Origin of the sequence: Lactobacillus psittaci DSM 15354 (genome assembly GCF_000425905.1) — a bacterium.
GTDB classification, from domain to species: Bacteria; Bacillota; Bacilli; order Lactobacillales; family Lactobacillaceae; genus Lactobacillus; species Lactobacillus psittaci.
This window is the reverse complement of record NZ_AUEI01000008.1, coordinates 1-18,813: the sequence shown is the minus strand read 5'-3', so window position 1 is coordinate 18,813 and position 18,813 is coordinate 1. Positions and strand designations below refer to the sequence as shown.

Genomic DNA, 18,813 nt, shown 5'->3' with positions numbered 1-18,813 from the left:
ATTCACAGTTTGCCCACCGCCACAAATGCGTTATTTTAAGGGTTGAGCCTATTTTTCAACATAATTAACAGGCCCTACTACTACTTCTAAAATAAATTAATATAATAATTAATAAATATAGTCGCCAAAAGAACTTCAGGAGGTCAAAATGAAATTTACAATTAACCGTAACTTATTTCTTGATAATTTGAATAATGTTATGCGGGCTATCTCATCAAGAGCAACTATTCCAATTCTTAGTGGGATTAAAGTCGATTTATCAAATGACGAAATGGTTTTGACAGGTAGCGATACTGATATTTCAATTGAAATCAAAATTCCTGTTAGTGAAGACTTAACCGTCGAATCTACTGGATCAATTGTTTTACCTGCACGCTTTTTCAATGAAATCGTAAAAAAATTGCCTGGTAAAGACTTACTCTTTGAAGTAAAAGAAGGTATGCAAACTCAAATTAGTTCTGAAAATAGTGAATTTACTATTAACGGCTTAGATGCTAATAACTATCCTCGTTTACCAGAAATTGATTCAGAAACTGCTTTTGATATTTCTGGTAAAACTTTCAGAGAAATTATTAACGAAACTAACTTTGCAGTTTCAACTCAAGAAAGTCGTCCAATTTTAACTGGGGTCCACTTTGTTTTCAACTCAGATAAAATTAAGGCTGTTGCTACTGACTCTCACCGTTTGTCTCAAAGAACAATTACCCTTGAAAATGGCCCTCAAGTTGAAACTGATTTGATTATTCCTGGAAAGAGCTTAGTTGAACTTTCTCGAATTATTGGTGAACAAGATCCGCAAGTTCATGTAAATCCTGGTGAAAATCAAGTCTTGTTCGTAATTGGTAATGTAAGTTTTTACTCACGTTTACTTGAAGGAACTTATCCTGATACTGATCGTTTATTGCCAACTACTAGTTCAACTCAAGCTGAATTCGATAAAAGTGACTTGTCTCAAGCCCTTGATCGGGTTAGCTTATTGACTCACGCTGGTCGCAACAACGTAGTTAAGTTGACTTTGGATACTGAAAGTGGAATTGCCAAATTAGAAGGTGATTCTCCTGAAATTGGTAATGTTGAAGAAAGACCAATGGTAAAATCACTTACTGGTGATAAGCTGGAAATTTCATTCAACCCAGACTACTTGAAAGCAGCCTTAACTGCTTCAATTACTGATACTGTGGTCATCAACTTCACTGAACCACTTAGACCATTTACAGTTGTTCCTGGTAAGGATGATGTTGAATTTATTCAATTGATTACACCAGTTAGAACTTACTAAAAAGACAAATATGAGCAAAGGCCATCACACGATGGCTTTTTTCTTTGCATTCATAATCTGGCCCGTTTTAGGGGCTATTTTTAGTTAAAAGGCTTTTGAATACAGTTATCCGTTTTCTTAAAAATCCGCTTAAATCGGCTTATATTAGGGAATAGGTTTGTTTTTAGCCTCTGAAAAGCTTATAATATAAGAGTATTAGTTAGGTTTGAGGTGAGGAAAATAAAAACTTTTAAAATTAAAGGTGACCATATTACTTTAGGCCAGTTTTTGAAAGAAGAAGATTTTATCAGTTCAGGTGGCCAAGCGAAGTGGTTCTTAGCTGAACAGAGCGTTTGGCTGAATGGCGTTGAAGAAAATCGGCGTGGAAAGAAATTATATCCAGGCGACAAGTTGAAAATTCAAAATCAAGAGTATGTGTTTGAGCAAGCATAATGTATCTTAAACAGTTAACTTTAAAGGATTATCGCAATTTTGAAGAGCTAGCGACTAATTTTTCGAAGCATGTAAATATTTTTATTGGTCAAAATGCCCAAGGTAAGACGAACTTACTGGAGGCTATTTATTTTCTAGCCTTAACCCGATCTCACCGGACAAGTAGTGATAAGGAATTGATTCGGTTCGGGCAGGCAAGTGCGAGCCTTGCTGGGCACGTGGTCAAAAGCCAAGTAGAAACAGATTTAAAATTATTAGTTAATAAAAAGGGCAAAAAGGCCTGGATTAATCGCATTCAGCAAGCTAGACTTTCTCGTTACATCGGGCAGTTAAATGCAATTTTGTTTTCACCAGAAGACTTAGCGCTGGTTAAGGGAGCGCCAACGATTCGGAGACGGTTTATGGACCTAGAATTTGGGCAGATTAATCCGGAATATTTATATTTTTCAAGCCAATATAAACAAGTTCTGCAACAAAAGAACAATTACTTAAAGCAACTAGCAAAGGGCAAGAGTCAAGATAAGGTCTTTTTAGAGGTTTTATCCGACCAGCTGGCAGGCTTAGCTGCTGAAATAATTGCGCGACGCTTGAAATATTTACATGACTTAAGTGAGTTTGCGGCTGAAGCTTATCAGGCAATTAGTCAAGGAAAAGAACAACTTGAGGTGGTATATAATCCTTCAGTTGAAATTAAGGCAACAGCGGTTGAAGAAATTTATCAGCAGGTTTTGGCCAGCTTTCAAAAAAATCAAGCTAGTGAAATTAGAACGGGGACGACCCTTTCAGGTCCTCATCGCGATGATTTGCAATTCTTGCTGAATCAGCAAGATGCTCATTTTTATGCCTCTCAGGGGCAACAAAGAACGATTGCTTTAAGTTTAAAATTAGCGGAAATTCAACTAATTCATAAAATTACCGGTGAATATCCAGTCTTACTTTTGGATGATGTGATGAGCGAACTTGATCATACTAGACAGTCAGCCTTACTCAACTACATCCATGGAAAAACGCAGACGTTTATCACTACGACAGATTTAGCAGGAATTTCCTGGGAAATAGTAAAAGCACCAAAGATTTTTATCTTGAACAAGGGAGTTATTAGTGAAGGGAAGGTTAAATAATGGCAGATGACAAGATGAAAGATGTCAAAGAGTACGAAAAAGAAGCAGATAAATATAATGCCAGTCAGATTCAAGTCCTAGGTGGACTTGAAGCGGTTAGAAAAAGACCTGGGATGTATATTGGCTCTACTAGTTCTCAAGGTTTGCACCACTTGGTATGGGAAATCATCGACAATGGGATTGACGAATGTCTAGCAGGTTTTGCGACTAAGATTGAAGTCACAGTTGAAGCAGATGGCAGTGTCACTGTTCAAGATGATGGTCGTGGTATCCCGGTTGATATCCAAAAGAAGACCGGCCGTCCCGCAGTTGAAACTGTTTATACAGTTTTGCACGCTGGTGGTAAGTTCGGCGGTGGCGGATACAAGGTATCTGGTGGTTTGCATGGGGTTGGTGCTTCAGTAGTGAACGCCTTATCAACTAAGGTTGAAGTTACTGTTATGCGTGATGGTAAGAAGTACTTTATTGATTTTGATCATGGCCGGGTAAAGCATGAGTTAAAAGAAATTGGCACCGTTGATCCAAGTCAACATGGGACAATTGTTCATTTTTATCCAGATCCTGATATCTTCACTGAAACAATCGTTTTTGATGATAAAATTTTGAAAAAGCGGATTCAAGAATTGGCTTTCTTGAATAAGGGGCTTAAATTAACCTTTACTGATAAGCGCAAAGATTCTGCAGAAACCGATGTTTACCACTATGAAGGCGGAATCAAGGAATATGTAGCCTTTTTGGATAAAAAAGAAGAAAAACTCTTTGATACTCCTGTTTATGTCGAAGGCGACTATGATGGTATTAATGTTGAAGTGGCCTTGCAATATACAACTGGCTATAAGACAACATTGATGACTTTTGCCAATAACATTCATACCTATGAAGGTGGGATGCATGAAGCCGGCTTTAAGACAGCATTGACGCGGGTAATTAATGACTATGCGCGCAAGGCAAAAATCTTTAAAGATAGTGATACTAACTTGTCTGGTGAAGATATTCGTGAAGGGATGACAGCAGTTATCTCAATTAAACACCCGAACCCACAATTTGAAGGCCAGACTAAGACTAAGTTAGGTAACTCCGATGCTAGAGCTGCTGTTGATAAGGCCTTTTCTGAGGCCTTTAGCAAGTTCTTATTAGAAAACCCAAGTGTAGGCCGCAAGATTGTAGAAAAGGGACAATTAGCTGAAAAGGCTAGAATTGCTGCTAAGCGTGCACGTGAAGTTACTCGTAAAAAGTCAGGCCTTGAAATTGCTAACTTGCCAGGTAAATTAGCTGATAATACCAGTAATGATCCTGAAATTTCAGAATTGTTTATTGTCGAAGGGGACTCAGCCGGTGGTTCTGCTAAGCAAGGTCGTTCAAGATTGACTCAGGCTATTTTGCCAATCAGAGGTAAGATTTTGAACGTTGAAAAGGCCTCAATGGATCGAATTTTGGCTAACCAAGAAATTAGAACCTTGTTCACAGCTTTAGGGACAGGTTTTGGAGCTGATTTTGATGTTAAAAAGGCACGTTATCACAAGTTAATTATCATGACTGATGCCGATGTCGATGGTGCTCACATTAGAACCTTGCTTTTAACCTTGTTCTACCGCTACATGAAGCCAATGATTAAGGCAGGATATGTGTACATTGCTCGTCCACCACTTTACCAAGTAAAGCAAGGTAAGATTGTTAAATATCTTGATAGTGATGAAGAATTACATGATTATTTGGGCTCACTTCAACCTAGTCCTAAGCCAACTGTTCAACGTTACAAGGGGTTAGGTGAAATGTCAGCTGATCAATTATGGGAAACTACCATGGACCCAGAAAATCGTCGCCTAGACCGTGTTGACCCAGCTTATGCCGAAGATGCAGATGCCGTCTTTGAAATGCTAATGGGTAATGAAGTTGGTCCACGGCGTGACTTTATTACTAAGAATGCTAAATACGTTGAAAACTTGGATGCATAAGGAGGAGCTAGATGGATAATCAAGGTCAAGATCGCAGAATTAGAAATGTCGATTTAACTCACACCATGCGTAGCTCTTTCCTTGACTACGCAATGAGTGTTATTGTTGCCCGGGCATTACCTGATGTTCGTGATGGGATGAAGCCGGTACAACGCCGGATTCTTTACGGAATGAATGAATTAGGGGTTACTCCTGACAAGCCTTACAAAAAGAGTGCCAGAATTGTCGGGGAAGTTATGGGTAAGTTTCACCCACACGGTGACTCTTCAATTTATGAAGCGATGGCCCACATGGCTCAGGACTTCAGTTACCGGTATATGTTAGTTGATGGTCACGGTAACTTCGGTTCCGTTGATGGGGACCGCCCAGCTGCCATGCGTTATACCGAAGCTAGAATGAGCAAAATTGCCCTAGAAATGCTTCGCGACATTAACAAAAATACGATTGACTGGCAAAGAAACTATGATGATACCGAAAACGAACCATTAGTATTACCGGCTAGAATTCCTAGTTTGCTAGTTAACGGTGCTAGTGGGATTGCCGTAGGTATGACTACCAATATTCCACCACATAATTTGTCTGAAGTTATTTCCGGATTGCACCTTTTGATGAAAAATCCAGATGCAACCACAATGGACTTAATGAAAGTGATTCCAGGACCTGACTTCCCAACTGGTGGGGTAATTATGGGTCGTAGTGGTATCTTGCATGCTTACGAAAGTGGTAAAGGCAACGTTGTTGTTCGAGCAAAAACTAACATTGAAGAAGAAAAGAGTGGCCGTGAACGGATTATCGTTACCGAAATTCCATTTATGGTCAACAAGGCAATGTTAGTGCAAAAGATTGCTGAATTAGCACGGGACAAAGTAATTGATGGTATCACTGGGGTTCGCGATGAATCTGACCGTCATGGGATGAGAATTACCATTGATATTCGGCGTGATGCTAGTGCTAGTGTGGTTTTGAATAATTTATTCAAAGAAACTCAAATGCAAACTAACTTCGGGATGAATATGGTGGCAATCGTTAATGGAGCACCACACTTCTTAACTTTGAAGCAAATGCTCCAATACTATCTTGATCACCAAGAAGATGTCGTTCGTCGAAGAACTAAGTTTGATTTAGATAAGGCTGAAGCTCGTGCCCACATTTTAGAAGGTTTGCGAATCGCCTTAGACCATATTGATGAAATTGTTAATATTATCCGTAACTCTGAATCAAGCGATATCGCTAAGGCAACTTTGATTTCACGCTTTGAATTAGACGATAAGCAAGCTCAAGCTATCTTGGATATGCGTTTAGTTCGCTTGACAGGTTTAGAGCGAGACAAGGTTGAACAAGAATATCAAGATTTGTTAGTAAAGATTGCTGACTACAAGGATATTTTGGCTAAACCTGAAAGAATTGACCGCATTATATATACTGAATTACTCGAGATTCAAAAGCGTTTCGGTGATGACCGAAGAACTGAAATTACAGCTAGTGAAGTTGTTTCAATTGAAGACGAAGATTTAATTGAAAAGCAAAATGTACTTTTAACTTTGACTCATAATGGCTATATTAAGCGGATGCCAGTTAGTGAATTCAGAACGCAAAACCGTGGTGGTCGTGGAATTAAGGGTATGGGAGTACAAGATGACGACTTTATTGAACGCTTAACATACTCAAGTACGCATGATTATTTATTGTTCTTTACTAATAAGGGTAAAGTATATTCTAAGAAAGCTTATGAGATTCCTGAATATAGCAGAACCGCTAAGGGTTTACCAATCATCAACTTGCTCCAACTAGATAAGGGCGAAAAGATTCAAGCTATGATTAATGTTCCTGAAGGGCATGAAGAAGGCAACTTATTCTTTATTACCAAGATGGGGGTTGTAAAGCGGACTAGTGTTGAAGAATTTAGTAATATCAGAAATTCTGGTTTAATTGCTTTAACCTTACGTGATGGGGATGAATTGAGTAATGTTTTAACAACTGATGGTAAGCAAAACATTATCATCGGCACTCACTTAGGCTATGCAGTAAGCTTCAAAGAAAGCGACGTTCGGGTAATGGGACGTTCAGCTGCCGGAGTTCGCGGAATTAACTTGCGCGAAAATGACTATGTTGTCGGCAGTGAAGTGCTTAAGCCAGGTGCAGAAGTCTTAGTAATCTCTGAAAATGGTTATGGTAAGCGGACCAGCGCTAGTGAATACCCAATTAAGGGGCGTGGCGGTAAAGGTATTTTAACGACCAAGTTAGGTAAGAAGAATGGCCCACTTGCCGGGATGACTGTAGTTGATGGGACAACTGATATCATGTTAATTACCACTGACGGAATTATGATCAGATTTAAGACTGAGGATGTCTCACAAACTGGTAGAGCAACTATGGGTGTTCGTTTAATTAAGTTAGGCGAAGGCGATAGTGTCGCAAGTTTGACCGCAGTTCCTAATGAAGATGATGATAACGATAATCAAGAAGAGAAAGCAGAAACTAACGATTCAGAAAAATAAATTCTAAAATCGTAAAATAAAAAAGAAAAATTACCAACTTTTCGTGTATTTTATAGTGATGGCTAAAAACATCAGGATCACGTGTAAAAAAGTTTGGTAATTTTTTGGTTCTGTGCTAAAATTATGAATTGCGAGTAATATTTTTTCGATTACTCCTTGTTCTTAACTTAGTAAGAACCATTTAGTCCAGAAGGAGGTGCAATAGTCAATGACAACCAAGTATGAAGTAACTTACATCATCAAGCCTGATATTGATGACGAAGCAAAGAAGGCCGTTGTAGATAAGTACGATAAGCTTATCGCTGACAACGGTGCTACAATGGTTGAATCAAAAGACTGGGGCAAGCGTCGTTTTGCATACGAAATCAACAAGTATCGTGAAGGTACTTACCACATTATGACTTTCACTGCAGAAGATGCTAACGCAGTCGACGAATTTGGTCGTCTTTCAAGAATCGACAACCAAGTTTTACGTTCAATGACCGTTAAATTAGATAAGTAGTTTATTTTCGTGAATTAGGAAAGGGAGGACCTAGGTATGATTAATAGAGTTGTACTTGTTGGCCGTTTAACACGTGATCCTGATTTACGCACTACTGGTAGTGGGATTAGCGTTGCTACCTTCACATTGGCAGTTGATCGTCAATTTGCAAATGCTCAAGGTGAACGCGGGGCTGATTTTATTAGCTGTGTAATCTGGAGAAAGGCTGCAGAGAATTTCTGCAACTTCACTAATAAGGGTTCATTAGTAGCTATTGATGGCCGAATCCAAACCAGAAGCTACGATAATAAGGATGGGCAAAGGGTCTACGTTACTGAAGTAGTAGTAGATAACTTCTCATTACTTGAATCACGTAAAGACCGTGAAGCTCGTTCACAAAATGGTGGCTATGCGCCACAAGCTAACGGAAGTTCATTAGGTGCTAATAACAATAGTACTAATAATAGTGCTCCAAATACCAATAATACTGCGCCACAAGATCCATTTGCGGATTCTGGCGATACAATTGATATTTCGGATGATGATCTTCCATTCTAAATTAATAGAAAGGATCTAGAGACATGCCTCAACAAAGAAGAGGCGGCCGTCGTCACCGTAAGGTAGACTTCATTGCCGCAAACCACATCGACTATGTCGATTACAAAGATGTTGATCTGTTGAAACGTTTTATCTCTGAAAGAGGTAAAATCTTACCACGTCGTGTCACTGGCACTAGCGCAAAGAACCAACGTAAGTTGACTATTGCGATTAAGAGAGCTCGTATCATGGGCTTATTGCCATTCGTAGCAGAAGACTAAAAACAGACTTTCACTAAGCGTCTAGCAGTAGCTAGATGCTTTTTTTATGCACAGAAACTGAAAAAGGACTTGAATATACGGTATAATAAATAATGATGTAGTTTATTTTCAAGCTAGAGAGGATCTGCATGAAAGATTTTGTTAAGAAACTTGAATTACCGGAATTTATTAAAGATTCCCGCTTAACAGCTTCGGTTGTAATCGTAATCTTTTTGTCACTCTTTAGTACTGTAATTGGGATTATGATTAATCCATTTTTTGGATTAGCCATGTTATTAATTTTTATTTTAATAGCGATTTTTACAGTCTATGGAGTGTACATTTTAGCCGGTAATGCGAATAATTTTGCAGCTAATTTATCATATCGAATAAAACGTAGTGAGCAAGAAGCAATGATCAAGATGCCATTGGGAATCTTGCTCTATGATTCTAACTATCATATTCAATGGGTGAACCCATACTTGCAACTGTATCTAAAAGATCAGGATTTACTTGGCCGCTCAATTGCCTCAGTTGATCCAGAATTAGGACAGATTTTTCAGACAGTCTTAGATGATAAAAAGACTAATGAAAATCGCTTGGTTCAATGGGGGAAGCACAAGTTTGAAATGACAGTCCAAGATAAGTTGGGGGTGGTATATTTACTTGATATCACTAGATATGCCAAAATCGAAGAAAAATACCAAGCTGAACGCTTGGCAATTGGGCAAATCTTTATTGATAACTACGATGAATTAAGTCAAGGGATGCATGACCAAGAGTTAACCTTGATGAGTTCATATGTCCAAAACACATTAAGTGAATATGCTAGCCGCTTCAATGCTTATTTAAAGCGGATTGATGAAGACCACTTTATCTTACTAGCTCACGTTCAAGACTTGAAGAAAATTGAAGAAGACAAATTCTCAGTCTTGGATAAGGTGCGCTTAGAAACTAGTCGCAACAATACGCCATTGACGCTGTCAATAGGGATAGCTTATGGAAGCGACTCCTTGAATGAAATTGCTGATCAAGCGCAATCTAACTTAGACTTAGCTCTAGGCCGAGGGGGAGACCAGGTGGTATTGCGAGTTCCTGGTGAAGAGGCACGCTTTTTTGGTGGAAAATCCAACCCAATGGAAAAGCGGACCCGAGTTAGAGCGCGGATGGTATCACAAGCTTTACAAGAGATTTTTAAAGATGCTGATCAAATCTTTATTGTGGGCCACCAACGTCCAGATATGGATGCCATCGGTGGTGGGATTGGTGTTGCTAAGATTGCCAGAGCCCACGGAACCAAGGCAAGCGTGGTATTAGATACCAACCATACCAACTACGATGTTGGGCGCTTAGTTTCTCGAATGGAGAAAGCCGGAGACTTAGACTTATTTATCAGTCCTGAAGATGCTTTAAGTCAAGCAACCAGTAATTCACTATTAATTATGGTTGACCACTCTAAGTATTCAATTACTTATAGCCCTAAGCTTTATGAAAAATTAAAGAACCGGCTAGTAATTATTGACCACCATAGACGTGGTGAGGAATTCCCTGAAAACCCAATGCTGATTTACATTGAGCCCTATGCTTCATCAACTTGTGAATTGGTAACTGAAATGATTGAATATCAACCACAACGTGGTGAGCAGTTGCTGACTGACTTAGAGGCAACGGCAATGCTAGCCGGGATTACAGTCGACTCCAAGGAATTTTCATTGCGGACTGGAACTAGAACTTTTGATGCAGCCAGTTACTTACGCTCAATTGGTGCTGATTCTGCAGTAGTTAGTGATTTGCTTAAAGAAGACCTAGATAGCTTTATGCAAAAGGCCAAGTTAGTTGCTACCTTGAAGATGTATCATGATAATATTGCCATTATGCTGGGTGAAGATGATAAGATAATTGACCCAATTGTTACGGCACAAGCTGCTGACATGGCTTTGTCATTAGAACACGTTGATGCTAGTTTTGCGGTAACTCGTAGAAAAAAGGACCTGGTTGGTATTTCGGCTCGGTCAATGGGTGATATCAATGTCCAAGTCATTATGGAAAAATTGGGCGGAGGAGGCCACCTTTCAAATGCGGCTACGCAATTAAAGGATGTTACAATTGAACAAGCCCAAGCTCAATTAACCCAAGCTATTGACGAGTATATTGAAGAAAATGAATAGAAGAAGGAGAAAACAAATGAAAGTTATTTTTACACAAGATGTTCGCGGTCGTGGTAAGCGTGGAGAAGTTAAAAATGTTCCTGATGGTTATGCTCAAAACTATTTGTTTAAGCGTGGCTTGGCCAAAGAAGCTAATAAAGGTAACCTTAATACTTTAAAGCGAGTAGAAGCTAATGAACAAGCTGCATATGAAGCTGAAAAAGCTGCTGCAGTAGAAGTTAAAAAGCAACTAGAAGCAGATAATACTGTTGTTCAATTTAAGTCTAAGGCAGGGACTGATGGTCGTTTATTTGGCTCAATCAGTGGTAAGAAGATTGTTGAAGGGTTAGAAAAGCAATTTGGCTTGAAAATTGATAAGCGGAAGCTTGAATTGCCAGAACCAGTTAAGGCTTTAGGCTACACCAATGTTAAGGTGAAATTATTTAAGGGTGTTGAATCAACAATTCGCGTTCATATTACTGAAGAATAAGGTTAGTGTAAAAAATGGATAATGTAGTTTCACCACAAATTCCACATGATTCTGAAGCTGAAAAAGCGGTCTTAGGTGCGATATTTATTGACCCAGAGTCATTAGCTGATGCAGAAGCGGTAGTTACACCAGATGACTTTTATGAGCGTGCTAACCGAATTTTATTTGAGGCGATGTTGACAATATCAGATCGTGAAGAAGCGATTGATCCGCTAACAATCCAAGATGAATTAGCTAAAAGAAAGCAACTTGAAGATATTGGTGGGATTAGCTATATTTCAGATTTGGCCATGGCGACGCCAACTGCGGCCCATGTCACTTATTATGCTCAAATCGTCCATCGTAAGGCCTTGTTACGTCGCTTAATTTCTGCCAGTCAAAAGATTATTCAAAATGCCATTCAAGGTAGTGATGATGTTACAGATATTCTTGACGATGCTGAAAGCGAGATTATGAATGTCTCTTCAGACAATAATTCAACTGGCTTTCGAAAGATTAAGGATATTGTAAATGCGACAGTTGATGAAATTAACTCAATTCCCGAAGATGGAAATGATGTTACTGGTCTTGCAACTGGCTTCATCAATCTTGATAAAATGACAACTGGTTTGCATGATGATGAGTTAATTATCTTAGCTGCCAGACCTGGTGTTGGTAAAACTGCCTTTGCCTTGAACGTTGCTCAGTATGCTGGTTTACATGACAATAAAACAGTTGCGATGTTCTCACTAGAAATGAGTGGTGAACAGTTAGTACAAAGAATGCTGGCTTCTGAAGGGTTAATCAATTCTATGCACCTTAGAACTGGCCAACTTGAAGAAGAAGAATGGAAAAAGTTGATTTTAGCAGCGGGGTCACTATCGAATGCGTCAATTTATATCGATGATACTCCCGGAATTAAAATGAGCGAAATTAGGGCTAAAGCACGGCGATTGGCTAAAGAAGATGGCAACTTGGGTTTAGTTGTTATTGATTATTTGCAGCTGATTGAAGGGCCAAGAAGTGAGTCACGTCAACAAGAAGTATCTGCGATTTCGCGGCAACTAAAAAAGTTAGCTAAAGAATTGCATGTTCCAGTAATTGCTTTATCACAGTTATCACGTTCAGTTGAACAAAGACAAGATAAGCGACCAGTTTTATCTGATATTCGTGAATCTGGATCAATTGAACAGGATGCCGATATCGTTGCCTTCCTTTATCGTGAGGATTATTACCGTGATGATGAAGGAGAAGGAAACAATAATGATGCTCCTGGACCAGAAGATGATGACAATGGTGAAGTGGAAGTTATCATCGAAAAGAACCGGTCGGGTAGTAGAGGTACAGTAAAGCTGATGTTCTCCAAGCCGTATAACCGTTTTTCAAATCTTGATTATGCGCATGATGAAAAGTAAGGAAATAGATTCGTTGGAGTCTAGTTCCTTTTTTTAATGTTAGCAATTTAAGTTGACAGTTTATATAAAAATCGATATTCTGTTATTAAGTTGATTTTTTATCGAACTATACAAAAGATATTGGGTTTTATAATTCGTTTTTAGGAGTAATGTAATGAAAAAAGCAAGTAAGTTTATCCTGCTCTCAGCAACTTTATTAACTTTATCGTTTGGGTCAAGCCAATTAGCCTTCGCGGAAACAGCGCAAGATCCAGCCCCTGTTATTCAAGCCAATAAAGCCAAAGACAAGCATAAGCGTATCTTGTTTGATAACACTCACGCTCAGACATCTGGTTCAGCTGACTGGGTTATTGATGGTGGTTTTTCTGATTATGCTAACGCTTTAGCAAATGAAGGTTACTACGTAACAGAGCTTAGAAAGACTACTCCAATCACATTGGCTGATTTAAAGAATTATGATGTGTTTGTGATACCAGAAGCAAGTATTCCTTATAAGGTATCTGAGCAACAAGCTATCAGTGATTATGTAAGTCAGGGGGGCTCGGTCTTTTACATCGCTGATCACTATAATGCGGATAGAAATAAGAATCGATGGGATGCTTCAGAAGTGTTTAATGGCTTTAGAAGAGGGGCATTTTCTAATCCTGCTAAAGGGATGAGTGAAGATGAAAAAAATTCTGCAGCAATGCAAGGCGTTGAAAGTCGGGACTGGCTAGCGATGACTTTCGGTGTTAGATTCCGTTACAATGCTTTAGATAATATTCCTGATTTTAAGTCTGAAATTATGACAGATGCCTTTGGTATTTTAAACGGCGTTAAAAGTGTGGCATTGCATGCAGGTAGTACTTTAGCAATTACCAATCCTCAAATTGCTAAGGGTTTGGTATATTTACCATCAGGCTTAACTAGTGCTAATAAGTGGGCCCATGCAGTTGATCAAGGGGTTTACGATGGTGGTGGTATTGCAGAAGGGGCATATGTTGCAATTTCCAAGCATGGTAAGGGTAAAGCTGCATTTATTGGTGATTCGTCAGCCGTTGAAGATGCTACACCTAAGTATACTAACGAAGAAACTGGTATGAAGAAGGGAACATATGATGGCTTTAAAGAAGAAAGTGATGCCAAGTTGCTTTTGAATTTGACGGATTGGTTGTCAAAACAAGAAAACTACACTTCATTTTCAGAAGCTAAGATTGCCTTATCAGAAAAAACTAAGTTGAATGATAATGAAAGTCCAGATAAGACAACTGAACCAGAACCAGAACCATGGTCAAGCTCAAAGGCAGGATATAAATGGTGGGATTCAAGTACTTTTGCTCCAGGTTCTTACGGCTCAAAGATTAATCCTACTAAACAAGCTGATTACTATTTCACCTTACCTGATAAGATTGAAAAGGGGAAAGCTGCTACAATTGAACTTAAATTCAGTGGTCTTAAGCCTAATGAAACTGTATCAGGTTATAGTGTAGGTGTTTATACTACTAAAGCAGTTGGAAGTTACAGCCAGGGGGCACAAGTGGGCTATGTTGACGCTACTAACAGCAATAACTTCCCTAAGCAAGCTGGCTATTCAGATACTTTTTCTGTTACAGCAGATGCTGATGGTAATGCCAGCAAGAAGCTTGCTATTAGAGTAGATGAAGTGGGGCAATTTAATATTCGCTTGCGTAACGGTAAAAGTAATTTGAAGACTTTTGATAAATACAATGTGGTAGAAGCAGCGCTAGCTTCAAAGCCTGAAACAACAACTCCTTCTAAGCCACAAACTCCAGTAAATTCAAAACCAAATAATCAAACAACAACTAATGCTACTAGCACTACTAGTGTCAAAAGCCCTGCAACTGAAGAAGAATTTACTGGTGTTGTTTATGTTCCTGTAATCAATAATAAGCCTAATTGGAAGATTGCTTTGCTTGATGGCCAAGGACATTACACTGGTCAATTCATTTCAACTAATACTAGCTGGAAAGTCTTCGCTAAAAAGCAAATTAATGGTAAGACTTTCTTTAGATTAGGTACAGATAAGCAATGGATTCCAGCAGATTACACTGGCCAAAAAGCAACAGAAATTAAGCTAAATAAGACTGCTTTTGCTCCAATCATTAATCATTCAGCTAATTGGAAGATTGCCTTACTTGATGGTGAAGGCCATTATACTGGTCAATTTATTAAGACTAACAGCTACTGGAAAGTTTTAGCTGAAAAGCAAATCGCCGGTCGAAAGATGTACCGCTTGGGTACAGATAAGCAATGGGTACCAAGCTCATACTTAAGATTTTAAAGACATAATAAAAAGCCTGTTTCACGTGAAACAGACTTTTTTAATCCTTAAAATCATAACTGTCAAAGAAGATTGCAGCCTTACTTGAGTCATTACTCTTGGGATAATTACTAAAATCAATTTCAGAAAATGGTAAGTAGTTGTTTTTAGCACTTTCATAAATTAACTTAATCATTTCAATAGCAACATGACGAACTTCGGGATCTAACCCCATGACAACTCTTCCTAAAGTCCAAGGCCCTTTAATTCGATGCTCAGTAAAGACGTTCATATCTGTGATATCCATATTTTCAAATGCAAGGAAAATTGCAGACCATAATTGTCCACGCTTTTCTGCAGGGATGGATTTATTAAATTGAATTAAAGCATGACGGATAACCCGAGCTGATGTAGATAAGCCATCAGCTAAGACGAAACTATCACGGCCTATATTCCATTTAAGTGGTGAATGTTGGTGCATCATAGGATAGTCGCTTTTGATAACTAAAGTTCTTTCAGGATGATCAAGCATAATACCAAAAACAGACCCTTCAGGGACATAAGTCCGCATTTTGGGCAGTGCGCGTTTGAAACTATCACTATCGGATACAAGTGAGCGATAACCGGGGCCGTCATAGCTATATGCTAAGATAACGCGGTCTTGCACTTCAGGTTTACTTTCAGCTAAAGAGTGGATGGCATAGTGGCCACCTTTAGAGTGACCGACAACATAAATCTTTTTATCAGGATATTTAGCAGAGATAGTTTCTAAATAGTCCCGGGCAACAGTTTGACCATAAATTTGGTAACTGTAATTCATAATCATATCTTCATTCCAGCCAACAACAGAGCTGTCAGTTCCTCTAAAAGAAACAACAATAGTATTTTCATCTAATTTAACAGTTAACGCTGCAAATTGAAGTGGGGTTGGCTTTTCTTCTAAGCGTGAAGTCCAATCTAAGATTTCTAAATTTCCGAATCGCGGACTCTTAGTGATTAAAGCAGCTTCAGTTCGCTTGGTTAAATCGATTTCTGCCTTATAGTGCTCCAAAATCCGCTCACAGGCTTCTTTTAGTGTATGAGATGTAGTAGAACTATCAAAGGGCAAATAAGCGACACAGGCTAAAATAGCGCCATCTACACTATTGAAAGGTGCTACTTTATAATTTAAGTCTCCACGCCAGCGTAAATATTCAAGTGGTCCAGCCATAGTGTATCCTTTCTTTAGTCAGTTAAAATCTATTTTAATACATTTTAAAAAAAGACAGAAAAAAAGAAGGCCCAATTTTTGACCTTCTTAAGAAATTATTTACCACCACGAGTGTAAATAATTCGTTTAATATCAGGATACCTACGTAAGTTCATAATAATATTGTTTTCGTCTTTTTTGTTATCAATAATTCCATCAACGTTGAAGATGATTTGTTCATCACTAACATCTAAAATTTTGATAGCAATTGATTCAACTTCATTGTTTTCTAGTTCAGTTTTGATTTCGGTTAAAATGTTAGGCGTATTAGTAGCAACAATCTGAACATTAAAGCGAACGTGCATGATGACACGAGAGATAATTGAGTCATCATGGAAGAGCATTTGAATGAAGAAAATAAAGATAGTTGATAAAACTCCAATTGGATAAAGACCAGAACCAATTGCCATCCCAATTGCTGAAGTTGCCCAAACACCAGCGGCGGTAGTTAAACCAGAAATTTGTTCCCGGCGAACCAAAATAGTACCTGCACCGATGAATGAAATCCCAGTAACAATTTGAGCGGCAATTCTTGAAGGATCGAGTGCCACATCGTGAGTAGCTAATAAATCAGCAAAGCCATACTTTGAAACAATCATAAATAAAGCAGATGCCACAGCTACAACAATGTGAGTTCTAACACCAGCGCTTTTACGTTGAATAGCTCGCTCATAACCAATTACAGCCCCACAAAGAGCCGCAACGATAATTCTGATTAACCAGTCCAGTTGGGCTGAAAAATTTGATAATGCAAAAACTGACATGATAACTCCCTTTTCATACGGTTAATTAGGCTTATTTGCCATCACTTCAATTCTAATATAAATTTTCAAAAAAAAAAGAAAACTTTTTTCGTAAAAACACTTGCGCGATTCAATTGTTTATGGTTAAATTAATAAATGTGTTAAGGCAACACATAAAGTTGCTGACTTAGCTCAGTTGGCAGAGCACCTCACTAGTAATGAGGAGGTCGAAGGTTCGAACCCTTTAGTCAGCATTGAATGAATGAAGTTGGGCACCGATACGTTCGGTGTCTTTTTTGTTGTCTAAAAAATAATTATTAATGTTTTCGGTGCAAAATTTGCGATTTTTGCACCGATAATTTTTATTTTGCACTGATAAATTTTAATTCAATAAAATTATTGGTGATTCACTATCCTTATTATTTGCAATTTTTACCTCTAACACTGTAGAATATGAGATAAAAATTAAAAAGAGGTGCAAACTATGGATAAAGAGGAACGAATTCAGGTTTTAACCGATTTAATTAAAATCAACTCCGTCAATGGCAATGAACTTGAGGTAGCTACCTATTTGAAAGCTTTATTTGCTAAACATAATATTGAAGCTATGATTGATGCCTTTGGCGATAAGAGAGCTAATCTAATTGTGGAGTTAAATCCGCAAGCTTCAGGGCCGATTTTAGGTCTTACTGGGCACATGGACACTGTTGACTTAGTAAATGAAGCTAAGTGGCAGAGCAATCCCTTTGAACCTAGGATAGACGGTGATAAGCTTTATGGTCGCGGCAGTGCAGATATGAAAAGTGGCTTAGCAGCAGAAGTTATCGCCTTGATTGAACTGGTTGAATCAGGCCAAGTAACAGGGCATGTGCGCTTTTTAGCCACGGCTGGAGAAGAATATGGAACTCCTGGTGCTAATCGCTTAGAAGCTCAGGATTATGCGGCAGATTTAGCTGCTTTAGTAGTTGGTGAGCCAACAGGTGGCGATATTGTATATGCTCATTCTGGTAGTTTGAACTATCGCGTAAAAAGTTATGGTCAAGCGGTTCACTCATCAAGACCAGAAGAAGGAAAGAATGCAATTACTGGCTTAGTTAAATTTTATGTAGCTGAACAAGAGTTATTTAACAACGCACCAAAAGATCCATATTTAGGTGAAATTAAGCACAGCATCACGGTCATTGAAGGCGGAAAGCAGGTTAATATTATTCCGGCTGAAGCTAAGTTAGAAGGGAATATCAGACCAACTAAAGCCTTTAGCAATGAAGAAGTAATTAACTTATTGAAATCCTTAGTTACAAAGCTTAATCAAGATGAAGATACTCACTTGGAATTTGAATTAATTCATAATTTTTATCCAGTAGTTACAAGTCCTGATAATTCATTTATTAAGGCGGGGCTAGATGCTACTACTGAAGCTTTTGCACACTTGAGAGAGCCTAAGCTCAGAATTATTAATGGAGCAACAGATGCATCTGTTTTTGTTAAACGTAGACCAGATTTGCCGGTCTTTATTTTAGGTCCTGACAAGTGGGAATTGGCGCACCAAATAAACGAATATACGACAATTTCTTCATATCTAGCAGTAATTGAAGCTTATAAGAATATCATTTTGAATTTTTGGCTCTTTGTCAAATCCTGTTGATAAAGAGTGATTTAAAGAATCAAGCAATATATAAATTGCTTGGTTCTTTTTCTTTAACTTTGTTTTCTTCTAATCTAATTCTTGTTAGTAAGTTAATGTAATTTGAGTATCCATAAGCAGTACGCTCAATCTGTTTAATCTTACGATTGAAACCTTCTAAACAACCATTAGAGTAGCTGAATCTAGCACCATTTAAGACTGCTCGTAAGTTATGCTTAAAGGTCAATAAAGTCTTGTGCATCAAAGTGCCAACCTCAGCTTTAGAATTAATTATTTCTTTCAAAGAATTAGTATCTCTAGCTTTAAGAGCAGCCATAAAGTC

Annotated in this window: 16 protein-coding genes and 1 tRNA gene; 14 read left to right on the top strand and 3 right to left on the bottom strand. The window is 38.4% G+C overall.

Annotated elements, in window-relative coordinates; translation table 11 throughout:
* The first annotated feature begins 148 nt into the window (after positions 1–148).
* From dnaN to H628_RS07945, 12 genes are all read left to right on the top strand, one after another.
* Positions 149–1,279: a DNA polymerase III subunit beta gene (dnaN, locus tag H628_RS0102465; protein WP_027825040.1), complete on the top strand. Its 1,131-nt coding sequence runs from the start codon at positions 149–151 to the stop codon at positions 1,277–1,279.
* A gap of 210 nt (positions 1,280–1,489) precedes the next feature.
* Entirely contained in the window at positions 1,490–1,711 is a 222-nt protein-coding gene (gene yaaA / locus H628_RS0102460; RefSeq protein ID WP_027825039.1) for a S4 domain-containing protein YaaA, read from the top strand.
* Entirely contained in the window at positions 1,711–2,832 is a 1,122-nt protein-coding gene (recF, locus tag H628_RS0102455) for a DNA replication/repair protein RecF (RefSeq protein WP_027825038.1), read from the top strand. The genes yaaA and recF overlap by 1 nt, the downstream gene beginning before the upstream one ends.
* Positions 2,832–4,787, top strand: a complete 1,956-nt coding sequence (gene gyrB / locus H628_RS0102450) for a DNA topoisomerase (ATP-hydrolyzing) subunit B (RefSeq protein WP_027825037.1) — start codon at positions 2,832–2,834, stop codon at positions 4,785–4,787. The genes recF and gyrB overlap by 1 nt, the downstream gene beginning before the upstream one ends.
* A gap of 11 nt (positions 4,788–4,798) precedes the next feature.
* Positions 4,799–7,285, top strand: a complete 2,487-nt coding sequence (gene gyrA, locus H628_RS0102445; protein WP_027825036.1) for a DNA gyrase subunit A — start codon at positions 4,799–4,801, stop codon at positions 7,283–7,285.
* 208 nt (positions 7,286–7,493) lie between these two features.
* Entirely contained in the window at positions 7,494–7,787 is a 294-nt protein-coding gene (gene rpsF, locus H628_RS0102440; RefSeq protein ID WP_027825035.1) for a 30S ribosomal protein S6, read from the top strand.
* 36 nt (positions 7,788–7,823) lie between these two features.
* The gene (gene ssb, locus H628_RS0102435) at positions 7,824–8,324 is read left to right on the top strand and encodes a single-stranded DNA-binding protein (RefSeq protein ID WP_027825034.1); all 501 of its coding nucleotides are present in this window, start codon (positions 7,824–7,826) and stop codon (positions 8,322–8,324) included.
* A 23-nt stretch (positions 8,325–8,347) separates the two neighbouring features.
* On the top strand, positions 8,348–8,584 hold the full coding sequence (gene rpsR, locus H628_RS0102430) for a 30S ribosomal protein S18 (protein ID WP_006585377.1): 237 nt from the start codon (positions 8,348–8,350) through the stop codon (positions 8,582–8,584).
* Between the two features lie 128 nt (positions 8,585–8,712).
* A complete protein-coding gene (locus H628_RS0102425; RefSeq protein WP_027825033.1) occupies positions 8,713–10,731 on the top strand; it encodes a DHH family phosphoesterase in 2,019 nt (672 codons plus the stop codon).
* 16 nt (positions 10,732–10,747) lie between these two features.
* Positions 10,748–11,200 (top strand): 50S ribosomal protein L9, encoded by a 453-nt coding sequence (gene rplI, locus H628_RS0102420; protein ID WP_027825032.1) that lies wholly within the window; start codon positions 10,748–10,750, stop codon positions 11,198–11,200.
* A gap of 14 nt (positions 11,201–11,214) precedes the next feature.
* Entirely contained in the window at positions 11,215–12,594 is a 1,380-nt protein-coding gene (gene dnaB / locus H628_RS0102415; protein ID WP_027825031.1) for a replicative DNA helicase, read from the top strand.
* Between the two features lie 154 nt (positions 12,595–12,748).
* Positions 12,749–14,875 carry an SLAP domain-containing protein gene (locus tag H628_RS07945; RefSeq protein WP_236692245.1) on the top strand — a complete coding sequence of 709 codons (2,127 nt, stop codon included), beginning with the start codon at positions 12,749–12,751 and terminating at the stop codon, positions 14,873–14,875.
* A 40-nt stretch (positions 14,876–14,915) separates the two neighbouring features.
* Here H628_RS07945 and H628_RS0102405 read toward each other — a convergent pair whose 3' ends face one another.
* The gene (locus H628_RS0102405; RefSeq protein WP_027825030.1) at positions 14,916–16,064 is read right to left on the bottom strand and encodes an Mbeg1-like protein; all 1,149 of its coding nucleotides are present in this window, start codon (positions 16,062–16,064) and stop codon (positions 14,916–14,918) included.
* Between the two features lie 95 nt (positions 16,065–16,159).
* Complete coding sequence (locus H628_RS0102400; RefSeq protein ID WP_027825029.1) at positions 16,160–16,867, bottom strand: MgtC/SapB family protein; 708 nt, start codon at positions 16,865–16,867, stop codon at positions 16,160–16,162.
* Between the two features lie 160 nt (positions 16,868–17,027).
* Between H628_RS0102400 and H628_RS0102395 the strand changes: the two genes are divergently transcribed.
* Positions 17,028–17,100 (top strand) — tRNA-Thr (locus H628_RS0102395).
* A 230-nt stretch (positions 17,101–17,330) separates the two neighbouring features.
* On the top strand, positions 17,331–18,491 hold the full coding sequence (locus H628_RS0102390; protein WP_027825028.1) for an ArgE/DapE family deacylase: 1,161 nt from the start codon (positions 17,331–17,333) through the stop codon (positions 18,489–18,491).
* A 19-nt stretch (positions 18,492–18,510) separates the two neighbouring features.
* On the opposite strand, the gene H628_RS07180 is transcribed toward H628_RS0102390, so the two are convergent.
* A partial coding sequence (locus H628_RS07180; RefSeq protein ID WP_034538154.1) for a transposase occupies positions 18,511–18,813 on the bottom strand: 303 nt, incomplete at its 5' end.